This is a genomic window from Williamsia limnetica, from assembly GCF_003217475.1.
In the GTDB taxonomy this organism is placed as follows: domain Bacteria; phylum Actinomycetota; class Actinomycetes; order Mycobacteriales; family Mycobacteriaceae; genus Williamsia; species Williamsia limnetica.
On record NZ_QJSP01000007.1, the window covers coordinates 77,576 to 94,984 of the forward strand.

At 64.2% G+C, this 17,409-nt stretch carries 14 protein-coding genes; 6 read left to right on the top strand and 8 right to left on the bottom strand.

The features are described from left to right. Window positions 1-208 precede the first annotated feature (208 nt). From DFR67_RS12865 to DFR67_RS12875, 3 genes are read left to right on the top strand one after another with little or no spacing between them, the layout of a single operon-like run. Window positions 209-1,588 carry a hypothetical protein gene (locus DFR67_RS12865; RefSeq protein ID WP_110470111.1) on the top strand — a complete coding sequence of 460 codons (1,380 nt, stop codon included), beginning with the start codon at window positions 209-211 and terminating at the stop codon, window positions 1,586-1,588. After that, a complete protein-coding gene (locus DFR67_RS12870) occupies window positions 1,585-2,577 on the top strand; it encodes a transporter substrate-binding domain-containing protein (protein WP_110469944.1) in 993 nt (330 codons plus the stop codon). The genes DFR67_RS12865 and DFR67_RS12870 overlap by 4 nt, the downstream gene beginning before the upstream one ends. A gap of 10 nt (window positions 2,578-2,587) precedes the next feature. Next, window positions 2,588-4,885, top strand: coding sequence for a serine/threonine-protein kinase (locus DFR67_RS12875; RefSeq protein WP_342766730.1), 2,298 nt, complete (start codon window positions 2,588-2,590; stop codon window positions 4,883-4,885). A gap of 84 nt (window positions 4,886-4,969) precedes the next feature. Here DFR67_RS12875 and DFR67_RS12880 read toward each other — a convergent pair whose 3' ends face one another. From DFR67_RS12880 to DFR67_RS12895, 4 genes are all read right to left on the bottom strand, one after another. Beyond that, complete coding sequence (locus DFR67_RS12880) at window positions 4,970-6,172, bottom strand: acetate kinase (protein WP_110469946.1); 1,203 nt, start codon at window positions 6,170-6,172, stop codon at window positions 4,970-4,972. Then, window positions 6,162-8,252, bottom strand: a complete 2,091-nt coding sequence (pta, locus tag DFR67_RS12885; protein WP_110469947.1) for a phosphate acetyltransferase — start codon at window positions 8,250-8,252, stop codon at window positions 6,162-6,164. Before pta ends, DFR67_RS12880 begins: the two co-directional genes overlap by 11 nt. Before the next feature lie 89 nt (window positions 8,253-8,341). After that, complete coding sequence (locus tag DFR67_RS12890; protein WP_110469948.1) at window positions 8,342-8,902, bottom strand: TetR/AcrR family transcriptional regulator; 561 nt, start codon at window positions 8,900-8,902, stop codon at window positions 8,342-8,344. A gap of 9 nt (window positions 8,903-8,911) precedes the next feature. Continuing rightward, entirely contained in the window at window positions 8,912-9,838 is a 927-nt protein-coding gene (locus tag DFR67_RS12895; protein WP_110469949.1) for a DMT family transporter, read from the bottom strand. 81 nt (window positions 9,839-9,919) lie between these two features. Between DFR67_RS12895 and DFR67_RS12900 the strand changes: the two genes are divergently transcribed. Beyond that, on the top strand, window positions 9,920-10,816 hold the full coding sequence (locus DFR67_RS12900; protein WP_110469950.1) for a LysR family transcriptional regulator: 897 nt from the start codon (window positions 9,920-9,922) through the stop codon (window positions 10,814-10,816). Window positions 10,817-11,181: 365 nt separating this feature from the next. Further along, window positions 11,182-12,000 carry a DUF1206 domain-containing protein gene (locus DFR67_RS12910; protein WP_110469952.1) on the top strand — a complete coding sequence of 273 codons (819 nt, stop codon included), beginning with the start codon at window positions 11,182-11,184 and terminating at the stop codon, window positions 11,998-12,000. A gap of 69 nt (window positions 12,001-12,069) precedes the next feature. Here the strand turns inward: DFR67_RS12910 and fgd are convergent, their stop codons facing one another. Further along, window positions 12,070-13,119: a glucose-6-phosphate dehydrogenase (coenzyme-F420) gene (gene fgd, locus DFR67_RS12915; RefSeq protein WP_110469953.1), complete on the bottom strand. Its 1,050-nt coding sequence runs from the start codon at window positions 13,117-13,119 to the stop codon at window positions 12,070-12,072. A gap of 96 nt (window positions 13,120-13,215) precedes the next feature. Here fgd and DFR67_RS12920 point away from each other — a divergent pair, with 96 nt between their 5' ends. Next, window positions 13,216-15,150 (top strand): ABC transporter ATP-binding protein, encoded by a 1,935-nt coding sequence (locus DFR67_RS12920; RefSeq protein WP_110470112.1) that lies wholly within the window; start codon window positions 13,216-13,218, stop codon window positions 15,148-15,150. Here DFR67_RS12920 and DFR67_RS12925 read toward each other — a convergent pair. From DFR67_RS12925 to DFR67_RS12935, 3 genes are all read right to left on the bottom strand, one after another. Further along, the gene (locus DFR67_RS12925) at window positions 15,120-15,464 is read right to left on the bottom strand and encodes a hypothetical protein (RefSeq protein ID WP_110469954.1); all 345 of its coding nucleotides are present in this window, start codon (window positions 15,462-15,464) and stop codon (window positions 15,120-15,122) included. The genes DFR67_RS12920 and DFR67_RS12925 overlap by 31 nt on opposite strands. 24 nt (window positions 15,465-15,488) lie before the next feature. Then, a complete protein-coding gene (locus tag DFR67_RS12930) occupies window positions 15,489-16,379 on the bottom strand; it encodes an oxygenase MpaB family protein (protein ID WP_110469955.1) in 891 nt (296 codons plus the stop codon). A 68-nt stretch (window positions 16,380-16,447) separates the two neighbouring features. Continuing rightward, entirely contained in the window at window positions 16,448-17,377 is a 930-nt protein-coding gene (locus DFR67_RS12935; RefSeq protein WP_110469956.1) for a TauD/TfdA dioxygenase family protein, read from the bottom strand. Window positions 17,378-17,409: the final 32 nt, after the last annotated feature.

Below are 17,409 nucleotides of genomic sequence, written 5' to 3' on the forward strand. Positions count from 1 at the left end.
TCGCCAGCCCAACCGTTCTCGGTCCTCACGCTACTTGGGCCGAGGTGGTGACACGGCGCCGCACTGTCACTGACCCACCCGTATCCGCAGTAATGTCGGTTACAGCTACAAAAAATCCTCTCAGGCAGAAACCCTGAGCAACCGGCGAACTCCGGGAAGAAGGGATCGTGTGACCGGCGGCAACGCAACCTCTTTGCGTACCCGGCTCATGCGTGCGGACAGGACGCAGGGGTACCGCTTTCGGCGGGCCGCCGACCGCCCGGCACCGCTGACGCGACGCGAATTGATGGTGCTGACCCGCGAACGCGCCCAGAACCCCTTCACCAACATTCGGCAACTGGCGTGGACCAGCCCGGGCAAACTGTTCTTGCTCGCCATCGTGCTGGTCATCTCGTGCGTCACCGTCGGCTGGTACGCCTCGGACACACTCGACGACCGCACCAGCACGCTCGAGGGGATGATCGTCGAGACCGAACCCCTCGCCGAGGCATCGCAGGTTCTCTACAGCTCACTGTCCATTGCCGACGCCGCGGCCAACACCGCATTCATCTCGGGCGGGCTGGAGCCGGCTGAACTGCGGCAACGCTACAACGACGCGATCGCGACGTCGGGGCAGGCGCTGGTCCAATCGGTCAGCGGCGCCTCGATCGACAACGGCATGATCCGTGAGGATCTCACCATCCTGTCGTCGCAGATCCCCGTTTACACCGGACTCATCGAATCGGCTCGCATCAACAACCGCCTCGGCAACCCGGTCGGTTCCGCGTATCTCGGCGAAGCGTCGAACATGATGCAGTCGACGATCCTGCCCGCTGCCGAACGGTTGTACACCGAGCGGGCCGACGCCATCGGCGATGCCAGGACCAACTTCACCACCCCACCCTGGGGCGTCTACATCGCCCTGGTCCTGGTGCTGGCCGTCATGGTCGGCACCCACGTCTACGTGGCGCGCCGCAGTCGCCGACGGTTCAACGTCGGACTGCTCAGCGGCGTCGGGTTCCTGGTCATCGGGTTGCTCTGGCTCCTCGTCGGCGGCCTGCTCTCGGTGAACGCCACCAGCAATGCGGAGAACCGTGGTGCAGCGCCGCTACGTGAGCTGACGTCGGCGCGCATCCTGATCCAGCAGGCCCGGTCCGACGAGACGTTGTCGCTGGTGCGGCGCGGTGATCAGGAAACCCTGGAAGCGGGGTACGCCGACGCGACCGCACAGATCGGCGATCTGCTCGACGAGTACCGCGACGACGAACGCAAAGACGTCGCCGAGGATTCGGTGGATGAGGCCGCCGCCGCCCTCGCCATGTGGCGCGACGCGCATGCAGCGATGCTCGAGCGCACCAACGCCGGCGACTTCAACGGAGCGACCGCCATCGCCGTCGGCGACAATCCGGACGGTGCCGCCGCGGCCTACACCCGACTCGACATGGCCTTGGTCGAGGGCATCACCAAGACCAGAGAAACATTCCGCGACGACATCAACACCGCCCGAGTGGTGATCGGGTACGCAGGACTGGGGATCATGCTGCTCGGTATCGCGGCCGCCGTCGCGGCGCTGGCCGGCTTGTTCCCGCGGATCAGGGAGTACCGATGAGCATTCGGATGCGCGCTCGCACCACCGCACTCGCCGGGGCTCTCCTCATCACCGCGACGTCCCTCGCCGGCTGCGTCCACGCCGCCGCGCCGGACAGCCTCCCGCCGTCGGCCACCGCGAGCTGGCCCGCGCCCGCCGGGGTCAGCAGCGACGTCCCCGTCGAGCCGACACCGGCCACAGAAGAGTGCGACGCGACCGAATCCCTCACTCCGGGACCGCTCCCACCGGTTGGCCAGATGCCCCCAGGCAGCACCATGGAGACCATCGCGCAGCGCGGCTGGGTCAAGGTCGGCCTCGACATCGGTTCGAATCTGCTCTCCTTCCGCGACCCCATCAGCGGCACTATCGAAGGTTTCGACGTCGACATCGCGAAAGAGTTGGCTCGCGCCATCTTCGGTGACCCCGAACGCGTCGAGTTCAAGATCCTCAACTCCGGTGATCGGATCGAAGCCCTCAAGGACGAGTCCGTGGACGTGGTGGTCAAGACCATGAGCATCACCTGCGAGAGACTCAAGGAGATCGCCTTCTCGACGGTCTACTACGAAGCATCACAACGGATCCTGACGATGCGCAGCTCCAACATCAACGGGGTCGCAGATCTCGCGGGCAAACGGGTCTGCGCCGCACGCGGCACCACGTCCATCTCCCGCATCCAGCAGCGGGTGCCCGACGCCATCGTCGACACCGTCTCATCGTGGGCCGATTGCCTGGTGATGCTCCAGCAGGGGCAGGTCGACGCGGTGTCCACAGACGACGCCATCCTCGCCGGGATGGCCGCCCAGGACCCCTACGTCCACGTCGTGGGGCAGAGCATCGGCGAGGAGCCCTACGGCATCGGGATCCACAAAGACAACGAGGATCTGGTTCGCTTCACGAACGGCGTGCTGCAGAAGATGCGACAGGACGGCACCTGGTTCGACATCTACGACCGCTGGTTGTCCATCCTCGGACCGAAATATTATCCGCCGCAACCGAAATACCGCGATTGAGGCGATCATCGTGACCACAGAGAAGACACCCGACAACGACCCCGAGGTCGGCACGCAGGCCGCATCGCCTGCGGACCTGGACGTGGGCACCCAGGCTGTGCGCTGGGACATGGCCTTCACCGAACCGACTGCCGTCACCACTGCGAACAGTCAGCCGACGTTCATGGTCCCGACCAGTCGTAGCTCCCGGAGCCGTCGGCGCATGGGTGGCGGGCTTGTCGATGTACCTCGGGTGCACGACATCGAACCCGCGGATGCGGTCATGGCCGACCCTGTCATATCCGAGGGTAAACGGCTGTGCTGGAAATGCGGCAAGCCCGTCGCCCGCAACTCCGGAGAAGGGCGGGGACCACTCACCGGGAATTGCGAGAACTGCGGCGCCCGTTACTCTTTCGTACCAGGGCTGGACAAAGGGACGATGGTCGCCGACCAGTACGAGATCTCGGGCGCCATCGCCTACGGCGGCCTGGGCTGGATCTATCTCGCCATCGACCGGAACGTCTCGGATCGTCCCGTCGTACTCAAGGGGCTGCTGAACTCGAAAGATGCTCAGGCACAGGCCGTCGCCTTGGCCGAACGCCAGTTCCTCGCCTCGGTGTCCCATCCCGGGATCGTCAAGATCTACAACTTCGTCGAACACCACGACCCGAAGGGCAACACCTTCGGCTACATCGTGATGGAGTACGTCGGTGGTAGCACCCTGAAGGACATCGTCTCGTCGCACGATGACGAATCAGGTGCCCGTCGCAAACAACTACCACCGGAACAGGCGATCGCGTACCTGCTCGAGGTGTTGCCCGCAGTGTCCTATCTCCACTCGGTCGGCCTTGTCTACAACGACATCAAGCCCGAGAACATCATGATCGGCAGCGAAGACGTCAAACTGATCGACCTCGGCGCCGTCTCCCCCATCAACGGCTACGGGCACCTCTACGGCACCCCGGGTTTCCAGGCCCCCGAGATCGTACAGACCGGACCGCAGGTGGCCACCGACATCTACAGTCTGGGTCGCACTCTCGCCGTGCTCACCGCCGACATGCCGATGGAGAAGGGACGCTACCTCGACGGACTACCCGACCCCTCCGACGAGAAGACGTTCGCGGACAACCCGTCGTTCTATCGGTTGCTACAGCGGGCCACCCATCCCGATCCCGCCAAACGTTTCACCTCCGCGGACGAGATGGCCGGTCAGCTCCTCAATGTGCTGCGCGAGACCGTCGCGGCGAAGTCCGGGATCCCGCGTCCGGGCTTGTCGACCGTATTCAGTCCGCAGCGAACAACTTTCGGCACCGAGATGATGCTCGCCCCGGTCGACGGAATCCTCGAACCGATCCGCGCGCGGATCACCCTGGACACCACCGACGTCGTCGCCGCCCTACCGGTTCCGCTGGTCGACCAGTCCGATCCGGCTGCCGGCCTGCTCAATTCGACAGCGCTGTCCGAACCGACCCAGACGCTCGACTCGATCCGCAGCGCACGTGAGGGCGGTCTGTCGTCGGTGATCGGGACCGACCCATCCGATGACCATCCGTCCCGCGAGATCGACCTGATCGAAGCGCGCGCGTACCTCGAACTCGGCGAGGCACAGACCGCACTCAACTTGCTGAACGAGGCAACCGAACACCATGGGAAGTCGTGGCGGACCGAGTGGTTCCTCGGGCTCGGCGCACTGTTGATCGATGACGTCGCAGGGGCGCACGCACGCTTCAACGATGTACTCGCCGCCATGCCCGGCGAGGTGGCACCCAAGCTCGCGGTCGCGGCCACTGCCGAGTTGATGGGCAATCATGACGTTGCGCTGCAACACTATCGCTCGTTGTGGCAGACCGACAGGGCGATCGTCACGGCCGCTTTCGGTCTTGCTCGCATGCGGTACGCGGGCGGCGACGTGGAGGGCGCAGTGAAGGCTCTTGATGATGTCCCGCCGACGAGTCGCCACTTCAATGCCGCGAGTTGCACGTCGATCCTCACCCTCGTCCACGGTCGCGACCCCGGTGAGGTCCACGAGGACCAGCTCCGTGAAGCCGCACACCGCCTGGAGTCGATGCCCGACAGCGAACCCCGCAAACAACGACTCGTGATCCTGGTGCTCGGCATCGCGCTCGGCTGGATCCACCGGCGCCCCGACCAGTCCCCCACCGACGCCTCGGCGCGCGGGGATATCCTCGGGTACAAGTTCAACGACCACGGATTGCGCGTCGGATGCGAACGGTCACTGCGCCAATTGGCACGCGGCACCATGAACCGCACCCAGCGGTTCCTACTCGTCGACTTGGCGAACTTCGTTCGCCCGCATACGTTGTTCTAGCCCGAATTCGCGCCACGTACCGACAAACGCGCCGGTTGCAACCGGCGCGAACGCCGACACGTGGCGCGAATTTTGGGGTGGTGGTCAGGCCCGGGCTTCAAGAGCTGTCACCGATTGCCGGGCGATGGCCAGTTCCTCGTTGGTCGGGATCACCAGCACGGTCACCGCTGAGTCATCGGTGGAGATGACGCGCGCCTCGCGGCTTTTCGAGTTGTTGCGCTCGGCGTCGAGCTGTATCCCGAAATTCTCCAGACCCGCCATCGCATCGGTCCGCACCCTCGCTGCGTTCTCGCCGACCCCCGCGGTGAAGACGATCGCGTCGGTACGACCAAGAGTGACCATGTAGGCGCCCACATACTTACGCAACCGGTGGATGTACACGTTGTATGCCAGCGTCGCATCCGGGTCCCCGGCCTCGACCCGTTCGGTCAACGCACGAAAATCGTTCTCGCCGCACAACCCCTTCAACCCGGATTGCCGATTCAGCACGGCGTCGATCTCGTCGACATCCATGCCTGCGGCCCGCCGCAGGTACATCACCACCCCGGGATCGATATCGCCACTGCGGGTACCCATCACCAGACCCTCCAGCGGGGTCAGGCCCATCGACGTCTCGACCGGCCGACCACCTTCGATGGCAGACGCCGACGCACCGTTACCGAGATGCAGGACAATCTGGTTGAGACTCTCCGGATCCGCACCCAAGAACTCGGCAGTCTGTTGCGACACATACTCATGCGACGTCCCGTGGAAACCGTAACGCCGGATATCGTGTGCCTCGGCGAGGTCCTTGTCGATCGCGTAGGTGGCGGCATGGTCGGGAAGATCATGGAAGAATGCCGTGTCGAAGACGGCCACCGACGGCACGTCAGGAAGTAGTTCCCGGATTGCCTCGATACCGAGAAGATTTACGGGATTGTGCAGCGGTGCCAGATCTTCGAGTTCGTTGATCTCGGCGATGACCTCATCGTCGACGACGGTTGGCCGGTAGAACTTGGGTCCGCCGTGGACCACCCGATGGCCCACGGCAGTGATGCCTTCTTCCGCCAGGTCGTGCCCGGCCTCCCTGAAGAGCTCGAAAGCTTTCTCCAGACCCTCCTGGTGGTCGGCGATCTTGCCGACGAACTCATGGGTTTCATCGCCGCGTCTGTGCTTGACCGTCGCACCGCTCTCACCGATGCGTTCGACCACGCCGGAGGCGATGACCTCCCCCGAATCGGGTTGCACAAGCTGATACTTCAGCGACGAGGACCCCGCATTGAGGACGAGTACGGTATCACTGGCCATCTGGCTGCCCCTGGGCTTGGATCGCGGTGATCGCGACGGTGTTGACGATGTCGGACACCAGCGCGCCCCGGGACAGATCGTTGATCGGTTTGCGCAAACCCTGCAGAACCGGTCCGACAGCCACGGCATCGGCACTGCGCTGCACGGCTTTGTAGGTGTTGTTGCCGGTGTTGAGATCTGGGAAGATCAGCACGGTCGCCTGTCCGGCCACCGGAGAATTGGGCATCTTCGTGCTGGCCACCGAGGGGTCGACGGCGGCGTCGTACTGGATGGGACCTTCCATCAACAACTCCGGCGCCCGCTCGCGGACTAGCTTGGCAGCCTCACGTACCTTCTCGACATCGGCGCCGCTGCCCGATTCCCCGGTCGAATACGAGAGCAACGCAACCCGCGGCTCGATACCGAAACGGGCAGACGTGGCAGCAGACGAGATCGCGATGTCAGCGAGTTGTTCGGCCGTCGGATCGGGCACCACTGCACAATCGCCATAGGCCAGAACATGATCGGCGAGGCACATGAAGAACACACTCGACACCGTCGACACGCCCGGCACGGTCTTGATGATCTCGAACGCCGGCCGGATGGTGTGCGCGGTGGTGTGCACAGCCCCCGACACCATGCCGTCGGCGTAACCGAGTTGCACCATCAGTGTGCCGAAATAGGAGACGTCCTGCACGATCGTGCGGGCCCGTTGCGCGTCCATCCCCTTGTGCTTGCGCAGCTCGGTGTAGGTCTCGATGAACTCGTCGAGCAGTTCGGATGTCGCCGGGTCGATCACCACTGCATCGGACAGATCGATGCCCAGTTCGGCAGCCCGGTCACGGACCGCGCGCTCCTCGCCGAGGATGGTGAGATCGGCGACCTGCCGCCGCAGCAACCGTCCCGCTGCCCGCAGGATGCGGTCATCTCCGCCCTCGGGCAACACGATTCGCTTCTTGTTCTTGCGGGCCTGCTCGATCAGCTGGTACTCGAACATCTGGGGTGTGACCACCTCGGGGATCGGCAGCTGCAACTTCTCGAGCAACCCCACAGAATCGACGTGCTCTTCCATGAGGTTCAGCGCGACGTCTATCTTGCGGACCGAATCGATGTTCATGCGGGCCCGAGCGTGTGCGGCCGCACGCGCTGTTTCATACGTTCCCTGTTCACACGTGATGATCGGTAGCGGCGACTGCAACCCCTCCATCAAAGCGGCGATCTTGGGATGCGGCATCAGCCCACCGTTGAGGATGATGCCCGAGAGTTTCGGGAAGCCCTCGGCGGCGTTCGCGGCGACGAGCGAGACCAGCACATCGGACCGGTCTGCCGGGGTGATCACTGCCAACCCTTCGGTGAGTCGCTCCAAGATGTGCTCGACGGTCATCCCCCCGACCATCACGTGCATCGCCTCCCTGCTCAGCAGTTCGGGGTCGCCACTGTAGATCTCGCCTCCCAGCTCGGCCATGAGTTCGGCGACTGTCGGGGCGATCAGTACCGGATCCTCCGGCAGAGCCCAGGCCGGCAGTCCGGTCGCTGATTCGAGGGCCTCCCTCACCTGGACCAGCCGCTCTGGATCACAGCGATTCGCGATCAAGGCAACCGCCTGGGCGTGATTGGTCGCCAACTCCGCGAGACAGAGTTCCGCCAGACCCACGACCTCGGCCTCGCTGCGTTCTGCGGCTTTGAGAGCCAACAGCATCGGCGTCTGCAGATTCGCGGCGATCCGGGCATTGAAACTGAGCTCGGACGGGCTGGCGATGTCGGTGTAATCGGAACCGATCACGAGGACGGCATCGCACCGCTGCTCAACGGCATGAAAGCGGGTGACGATCTCACTCAACGCAGCGTCTGGATCAGCGTGCACCTGGTCGTAGGTGACCCCGATGCAGTCTTCGTAGCTCAGGTCGGTGGAATCGTGTTCGATCAGCAGTTCCAGAATGTAATCGCGCTGGCCGGAGTTGGTCCGCGAGATCGGCCGGAACACCCCCACGCGTCCCCCTGAGGCGGCGAGTAGGTGCAACACCCCCAGCGCCACCGTCGACTTGCCGGTGTCCCCTTCGGGTGAGGCCAGATAGATGCTGCTCGACGATGAAGAGCCCATGCCGCCCACCTTAGATGTAGTACCCGATCTTGGTGGCTTCTGGTGTGGCCGAACTGGGCAGATGCTCGCCCGAACCCACCAAGATCGGACTAACGGATGACCGATCGCACCACCATGTCGGCGATGTCCTCATCAGACATCGCGCTACGCGGAATCAGCATGTACGAGTACACAACTCGAACCATCAGCTCGGTGGCGCGGCGCGAATCGGGCACCAGTGCTGCCTCCAGTTCGGGTTCGCCCTCGAAGTTGCCCACACTGTTGGCCACGATGAGATCGACGATGGTGACGTCCGTGCCCCGGTCGGGGCCGCGGGCCACCAGGGTGGTGATGATCTCTTCGGGCTCGTTCTGCAGAATGTATTGCAGCGCTTCGTGTTTGCGAATGTAGTCCATCACGTTGATGACGAGGATCCGGACCTTGTCCGCTGGATCGGAGGTGGACGCCGTCCATTCCTTGATCAGATCGCCGAGGGTCCTGACCTCGCGTTCGACGATTGCCTGGACCAGCGCGTCGCGGCCACCGAACATCCGGTACGCCGTCGCTCGTCCGACACCCGCGTGGCGGGCCACCGACGTCAGACTCAGTGCGCGCGCGCCGAATCTCTCCACCACCGCGATGGCAGCGTCGACCATCCGCTCTCGCTCCATACAAGAAGGTTAGGAGGTCGGACTCGTTTCAGGAACCTGGGCATCGACCGCGGCGGGTTGTTGGCGCGGACGGCGCCTGCTGATCGCGACGCCGGTCAGCGCCATGGCACCGCCGACCAGCCCCAGCGCGGTCGGAACCTCACCGAGGAAGATCCAGGACAGCCCGATGGCGATGGCGGGTACCGCGAGGGTGGTCGCGGCCATCTTGCCCGCATCGGTGCGGGACAGGGCGTACGCCCAGGTCAAGAAGGCAATCGCCGTCGGCCCGACACCCAGGAACACCACGCCTGCGATGGCTCCTGCGGATGCGTCGCCCAGTTCGCTCACTGCTTGCGGCGCGAACGGAGTGGTGGCGAGCAGGCCCGCGAAGCAGCCGACCCAGGTCGCGGTGACCGCGTCCACCGTGCGCAGGGCAACCTTCTGCATGAGAACGCCGGCCGCGTAGAGCACTGCGGTGATCAGGCCGAGGGTGATGCCGAGTCGGTCGTTGTGGCTGCCACCGGAGCCACCGAGGGCGATCAGCAGCACACCGGCGAACGCGATGACGATCCCGATGACCAGTGGTCGTGGGAAACCTTCACCCATGAACAGGCCGGCGAAGATCGCCACGAGTATCGGCGCGAGATTGACCAGGAGTGCCGCGGTACCGGCGTCGAGGTGCTGCTCGGCCCAGTTGAGCAGCACGGTGTACGCCGCGAACCACAAGAGTCCGTAACCGATGACCAGTGCCAACGCCCGGCCGCGCGGGATGGGTCTGCGATAGCGCACCGCGATCACCGCGAGGACGGCCGCCCCGACCGAGAGCCGGGCGAACGCCATCGCGCCGGGCGACAACGAGTCTCCGGCAAACCGGATGACAACAAACGAGGACGCCCAGAGCAACACCGTGATCACGGCGGCGACGACAGCGAGGTTGCCCGAGAGCTTGGCTTTCATGTGTCCACTGTCGCCGACGAAATACGTAAGCACAAGCGATTACTACTTGATGACATTTCAGTCCGACTGTACGGTCGGAGAATGCTGGATGTGCATCGCTTACGTATCTTCCGAGCCGTGGTCGCGGCCGGCTCGATCAATGGGGCGGCCTCCGCGCTCGGCTACACGCCATCGGCGGTCAGCCAGCACCTCACCGCGCTCCAGCGGGAAACCGGTCTCACCCTCGTCGAGAAACATGGTCGCGGCATCGAGACGACGGCCGCTGGTCGCACCCTCGCCGAGGAAGCCGCGCAGGTACTCGAACGCCTGGCGGAACTGGAGTCGCTCGTCGCAGACCTGCGGTCGGGTCGCGTGGGAAGTTTGTCCGTGAGTTACTTCGCCTCGGCGGGCGCCGCCTGGATACCCCCGGTGATTGCCGCGATCACCCATGAATTTCCCAGGCTCCGCGTTGATCTGCGCCTCATCGAACTGGCACACGACTCGTCGGGCGATCCCGATGTGGAGATCTACGTCGAGGGCGCCGCGTCGACGTCGCTGCGCGGATACGACGTCGAGGAATTGCTGAGTGAGCCGTACGTGGTGGTGCTGCCCGAAGATCATCCGCTCGCCGCCCGCGAACAGGTCGAACTCGCAGCGCTGCGTGACGAGCGTTGGGTCGACAACGACGTGTCGCGCGGCCCGTGCCGGCAGTCGATTCTCGATGCCTGCTCGGTGGTGGGTTTCAGTCCCGGATTCCACATCGAGACCCACGACTACCCCACCGCGATCAGTTTCGTCGCGGCCGGGGTCGGGATCACCGTGCTGCCCCGACTCGGCATCGGGATGCTGCCACCGGGCTTGGTGGCCAGGCCGCTGATCAATCCAACACCGATGCGGACCGTCGCCGTCCGAACCCGCGAGGCGGTACGCGACAACCCGGCGGTACGGCGGATCATCGACCTGCTCCGAGAGCGGGTCGACGTGCGTCAGGCCGCCTGAGGCGGCGTGTGGTCTGCGCGGCGAACGATGATCGCGGCCATGCCGTAGATCATCCATGTCGACAAGAGGATGCCCTGAAGGACGACGAGTAGGGGAAAGAACTGCAAGTGAGTCTCCTGGAGTGAGAGAGGTTGATGCCGCCGGAGTCGGCGCTGACTCACTTCTTGGCTGACGTGCATTTGCGATCGACCCTCCGGGTGGACCACGAATGGGTTGATCAAGCTTCCCCAACGTAGGCGCTGAGCGCCCTTGGGTCGAGCCAGAAGCGGCCTCCTGTGACGAAGCCGACCATAGGCCCACTAATGTTGAAGAGTCCACGAGGTCCAGACCGCGCCCCGTCTCATCACTACACGTCAGAGGTGCCCATGGCTGAAAATCGAGTGAGTGGCGCGGTGGAAAAAGCCACCGACAGCACGGCGTTCGAACGGGCGGCTCGGGCCGGCCACATCGTGAGCGGGCTGGTTCACCTTTTGATCGCATTCATCATCATCCGGATTGCCTTCGGCTCAGGCGGCAATGCCGACCAGTCCGGAGCGCTCGGCACCCTCGGAAGCAGCCCTGGCGGCAAGACGATGCTGTGGATCGCGGCGGTCGCCTTTCTGGCCATGGCGCTGTGGCGGGTCGCCGAGGCCATCGTCGGTCCGCATGCCACCGAACCGGGCGACGACGATTCGGGTGCGTCCAAACTGTTCGATCGCGCGAAAGCGGCCGGCGTCGCGTTGGTCTATTTCGGGTTCGCCTTCTCCGCTTTTCAATTCGCACGCGGCACCGGCCAGTCGAGCGGTCAGCAGAGCGCCGGACTGTCGGCTCGCCTGATGGAGAACACCGCGGGTAAGACACTGCTCGTCGTCGCAGGCCTGGTGATCATCGCCATCGGCGGATACCACGTCTACAAGGGCGTGACCAAGAACTTCCTCGATGATCTCAAGGTCTCGGGTGGAACGGTCATCACCCCGCTCGGTATCGCCGGCTACACGGCGAAAGGACTCGTCCTGATCGGTGCCGGGGTCCTGGTGATCGTGGCGTCCATCAATTCCGACCCCTCCAAAGCGACGGGCATCGATGGGGCGGTCAAGACCCTCGGCGAAGCTCCGTTCGGCAAGTTCTTACTGATCCTCGCCGGGATCGGGATCGCAGCCTACGGCCTATACAGCTTCGCGATGGCCCGCTACTCCCGCATGTAGCTCTCCGATCTTGGTGGGTTTTGGCGACTCCCACCTGGGGATATGGTCGCCAAAACCCACCAAGATCGGTCAGCCGAGCTTGCGTAGGCGGGGTTCGAGGTCTTTCTGGAAGTTGGTCAGGAACCGCTGCTGATCGTGGCCCGGTGCGTGGAACACCAGGTGGTTCAGGCCGGCGTCGGTGTACTGCTTGACCTTCTCGACGGCCTCATCAGGATCGGAGGCGACGATCCAGCGCTTGGCGACCTGCTCGATCGGCAACTCGTCGGCGAGCCGTTCCATCTCGGTCGAGGAGTTCACGCTGTGCTTCTGCTCCGGGGTCAGCGACAGCGGCGCCCAGAACCGACAGTTCTCCAAGGCCAACTCGGGATCGGGATCGTAGGAGATCTTGATCTCGATCATCCGGTCGATCTCCTCGAAGTTCCGCTCGGCTTTGTCCGCGCCCTCTTTCACCGACGGGATCAGCTTCTCGGTGTAGAGCTCCATGCCCTTGCCCGAGGTACAGATGAAACCGTCACCGCTGCGACCGGCATAGCGGGCGACCACCGGCCCACCGGCAGCGATGTACACCGGCACCGGCTGCTCGGGGATGTCATACATGTACGCACCCTGGGTCTTGTAGTACTCGCCGTCGAAGTTCACCTCGTCGCCGGTCCACAACTCCCGCATCAACCGGACCGCCTCACGCAACCGCGCGAAACGTTCCTTGAACTCAGGCCACTCGCCCTGAAAGCCGGTCGCGTATTCGTTGAGTGCTTCGCCGGTACCCACACCGAGCATGATCCGCCCCGGATACATGCAGGCCATCGACGCGAACGCCTGCGCGATCACCGCGGGGTTGTACCGGAACGTCGGCGTCATCACCGAGGTACCGATCTGCACCCGATTGGTCCGCTCACCGACCGCGGCCATCCACGCCAGCGAGAACGGGGCATGCCCACCCTCATGCCGCCACGGCTGGAAGTGATCGGACACCGCCACCGAATCCATACCGTGTTCCTCGGCCGCCACCGCGATCTCGACCAGCTCACGCGGGTTGAACTGTTCTGCCGAAGCCTTGTATCCGAGTCGCAATGCCACCAGACCATCTCCCTCATCCGCCGTGTAGTCATTCCAGTTCATCACAGGGCGCCCAGGTGCTCTTTTCCGACAGGTCCGATTCAGCCCTCGGCGGAAGTCGTTGACTTCAAGTGAACTTGAACTTCTACTGTGGAGATCATGAGTATGGAGTCAGTTGCGTGGAACACGATGTACAGGTCGATGAACGCGCCGAATCTGAGCAAGGAACGCCGGCGACAAGACCGCGGCGTGACCATGCGCCGTATTGCAGCATTCGCGCGACCGCACCGCGGCAAACTCACGGTGTTCATGGTGCTCAGCGTCATCGTCGCGGTTCTCACCGTCCTCACCCCGATCCTGGCCGGACGGGTGGTCAACAACATCGTCGGCGACGGTCCGGCGTCGACGGTCATCTGGCTGGCGGTGCTGATCGCGATCATCGCGGCGGCCGAGGCCGCCACCGGCCTCGTGGTCAGCTGGCTGTCGTCGAACATCGGTGAGGGACTGATCTACGACCTTCGACGTTCGGTGTTCGATCACGTCCAGAAGATGCCGGTCGCGTTCTTCACCCGCACCCGGACCGGCGCCCTGGTCAGCCGACTCAACAACGATGTGATCGGCGCGCAGCGCGCTTTCTCGGACACGCTCTCCGGTGTGGTGTCGAACATCGTCACCCTGACCCTGACCCTGGCGGTGATGATCTCGATCAGCTGGCAGGTCACCCTGCTCGCCCTGGTCCTGCTGCCGCTCTTTGTGATACCCGCCCGTCGCATGGGTCGGCGCATGGCCGCACTGTCCCGGGAGGCAGCCGAATACAACTCGCTGATGTCGACGCAGATGACCGAACGTTTCTCCGCACCCGGGGCGACGCTGGTCAAGCTGTTCGGCAGGCCCGGGCAGGAATCGGACGAGTTCGCGGTGCGCGCAGACAAGGTCCGCGACATCGGCGTCCGGCGGTCGGTGGCGCAGAGCATCTTCGTCACCTCGCTGACTCTGGTCTCGGCCCTCGCTTTGGCCCTGGTCTACGGACTCGGCGGATATCTGGCGGTCAACGGACACCTCAACGCCGGCGCCGTGGTATCCCTGGCGCTGCTGCTCACCCGCATGTACGCGCCGCTGACCGCCCTCGCGAACGCACGGGTCGAGATCATGAGCGCCCTGGTCAGCTTCGAGCGCGTCTTCGAGGTCCTCGACCTGGCGCCGCTGATCGCCGACAAACCCGACGCCATCGCCGCACCCACGGGGCCGCAGTCGCTGAGCTTCGACAGCGTCAGCTTCAGCTATCCCTCAGCGGAGAAGGTGTCGCTGGCCTCACTCGAAGAGGTTGCGACACTGGACAAACGCGGCGGAGAAGAAGTCATCCATGACGTGTCCTTCACCGTGCCGGAGGGCAAGATGGTGGCGCTGGTGGGCAGCTCGGGCGCAGGCAAGTCGACGATCGCACAGCTGGCAACCAGACTCTACGATGTCAATTCCGGCGCTGTTCGTCTCGGCGGCAATGACATTCGCGACCTGGAGAGCGGATCGCTGCACCGCGCCATCGGACTGGTCACGCAGGACGGCCACCTGTTCCATGACACTGTCCGAGCGAATCTCCTGCTCGCCAATCCCGACGCCACCGAGCAGGACATCTGGGACTCGTTGCGGCGGTCCCGCCTCGACGGGCTGGTGGCGAGCCTGGCCGACGGACTCGACACCGTCGTCGGCGAGCGCGGTTACCGGTTGTCCGGGGGTGAGCGTCAACGCCTCACCATCGCGCGACTTCTCTTGGCCCACCCCGGCGTGGTGATCCTCGACGAGGCGACAGCGCACCTGGACTCGACGTCGGAGGCCGCAGTGCAGGAAGCTCTGGCCGAAGCATTGGAAGGGCGGACCTCGGTGGTGATCGCGCACCGATTGTCGACCATCAGGGCCGCCGACGAGATCCTGGTGCTCGAAGCCGGGCGGGTCGTCGAACGCGGCACTCACCTCGAGTTGCTGGCACGCAGCGGACGCTACTCAGAGCTCTACCGGACGCAGTTCGCCGACGGCTCCGCTCCGCCATCGGTGTCCGACGACCCAGTTCAGCCCTCGGTGCCTTCGGACCGCGCCTGACGGACCAGTTTCGCGGCCTTCTCCAGGCTCAGTCCGCGATCGGCGCGACGTAGTTTGCGGATGGCGTTGACCTCGTTGTCGATGCCATCGGTGACCTCGTGCACCTCGGACATCGTCCAGGGCAACGGCTTGGGCTTGGGCCGGAGTTCGGTCGCGACCAACACCAGGTTGACGGCGATGATCACCATCCCGAGCGCGAACCAGCCCCATCTGCCGTCATTTGCCCAGCTCACCGACAGGAGTGCGACACAAATCATCAGCACCAGCGAGCCGATCACGGTCAGGCTGGAGCCGAGCCTCTTCAGAACGTGCATGCCTCAAGTGAACACGGCCACCACTCAGGCCCGCACTCCGGCCTGCGCATATCCCTTCAATGCGTACTTGTTGTAACGGACCTTCGCCGGCAGACGCCGGTAGATCGGATCGATCGCGCGGACGCCGGCGCAGAACCGCCGGTAGTTGCGTTCCTTGCGCTCGCTCCACGGCAGTTCGAGTTGCTCCCGCGAGCGGGGCGGCATGCCACCGGTGGTGATGAACGCCGCGAAAGGGTTGACCACACGAGACAACACCTTCCACACCACCGGGTGCATGCCGGGCGGCAGCGGATAACCCCTCGTGACGTATCCGACGCCGTATCGTGCGGTTTTGTGCGGGACGAGCACCTCGTCGACGGTGCGGTCCCAGTATTCGACGAAGTCCGCATAGGTGGCGGGCATGGGGCGATCACTGACGCCGTATCGGCGGTACCAGGTGATCGACTCCGCGTAGATCTGTTCTTTTTCCGCGTCGGTCAGCTTCTTGATCATGCGGTCGGTGCCGGTGAGCAACGCGTCGACGAAGGTGGCGTGGGCCCAGTAGTACGTTTCCGGATTCAGTGCGTGATACCGCTCGCCATCAGGCATCGTGCCCTTGATGTTGGTATGGAAGTCACGAACCATCGGGCCCACCGGGTCGCCCTCGAGCGAGTAGACGGTGCCATAGATTCCCGGTAGAGAGCGCTTCACCCGCGCGAAGGGATCGTCGAAGAACACCGAATGCTCCATCACGGCCTGCCCCAACGCCGGCAGCATGTTCTCCAGCACCGCGGGACGCGGCCCGAGCAGCCCCAGGCGACTGTCGCCGAAATACTTCCAGGTCAGCGATCCAGGGCCGAGTGGAGCTCCGACGAGCTCAGGACGGTCCGCGTCGTCCACCACTTCTACAGACGGCGTGTCTATTGCGTCGGTCATACGAGAACCGTAGCAGCAATGGAACGTTATCGCCATAGTGTTCCATTGAACGGACTGCAGCGGACGCGTCAGGCCGCGACGGCGCGATCCGAGGCTCGCGGATCGACGATGTCCGAGAAATGCGAGGCGTCACCGGTCACCACTCGGCTCGGCTCACCGTCGACACCGACCGGCACATCGCCGGCCAGGGTGATCCGGTTCAGGCGGCGGTACTGGTCGTCGTAGTCGGCGACCGCGTAGTGCTGCGTGGCGCGGTTGTCCCAGATCGCCAGGTCTCCGGACTCCCAGTTCCAGCGGACCGTGTTCTCCAGCTTGATGATCCGGGCCTGCAGAACATTGAACAGCTCTGCCGATTCGACGCTCCCGAGCTCGACGAAGCGTTTGACGAAGTTGCCGAGAAGCAACGCCCGCTCACCGGTTTCGGGATGAACCCGGACCACGGGGTGTTCGGTCTCGTAATACGACGACTGGAACTCGGCGCGATAGGCGTCCGCATTCTTGGCATTGACGAGTTCCGCGGCTGTTCCGGCGTAGTCGGTCACGTTCGTATGCACCGCCCACAAGTTCTCGGTCAGCGCCTTGAGGGATGTCGGCAGATTCTCGTACGCCGCGACCGTGTTCGCCCAGGTGGTGGATCCGCCGTAGGTCGGCAGTGTGACCGCACGCAGGATCGACGCCTTGGGAATCCGGTCGACGAAGGTGACATCGGTGTGCCAGCTGTTCGCGCGACCGTAGTCGGAGTCGATCGGCAAGATGGTGTCGCCGCGGGAGGTGACCGTCGGGTGGGCGATCGTCGGGATGCCGAGTGACCGCGCGAACGCGAGCTGCCCGTCGTCGTCGAGATGATCCTGCCCGCGGAAGAAGATCACCTTGTGGGCCAGCAGAGCGTTGTTGATCGTTGCCAGCGTCGCGGAGTCGAGATCGCCCGAGAGCGTGACCCCGTCCACCCGCGCGCCGATATTGCCCCCGATTTTGACGACGTCGATCTGTGCAGACATGGCCTACCTCCCGAAGAACTGGACTGCGAATA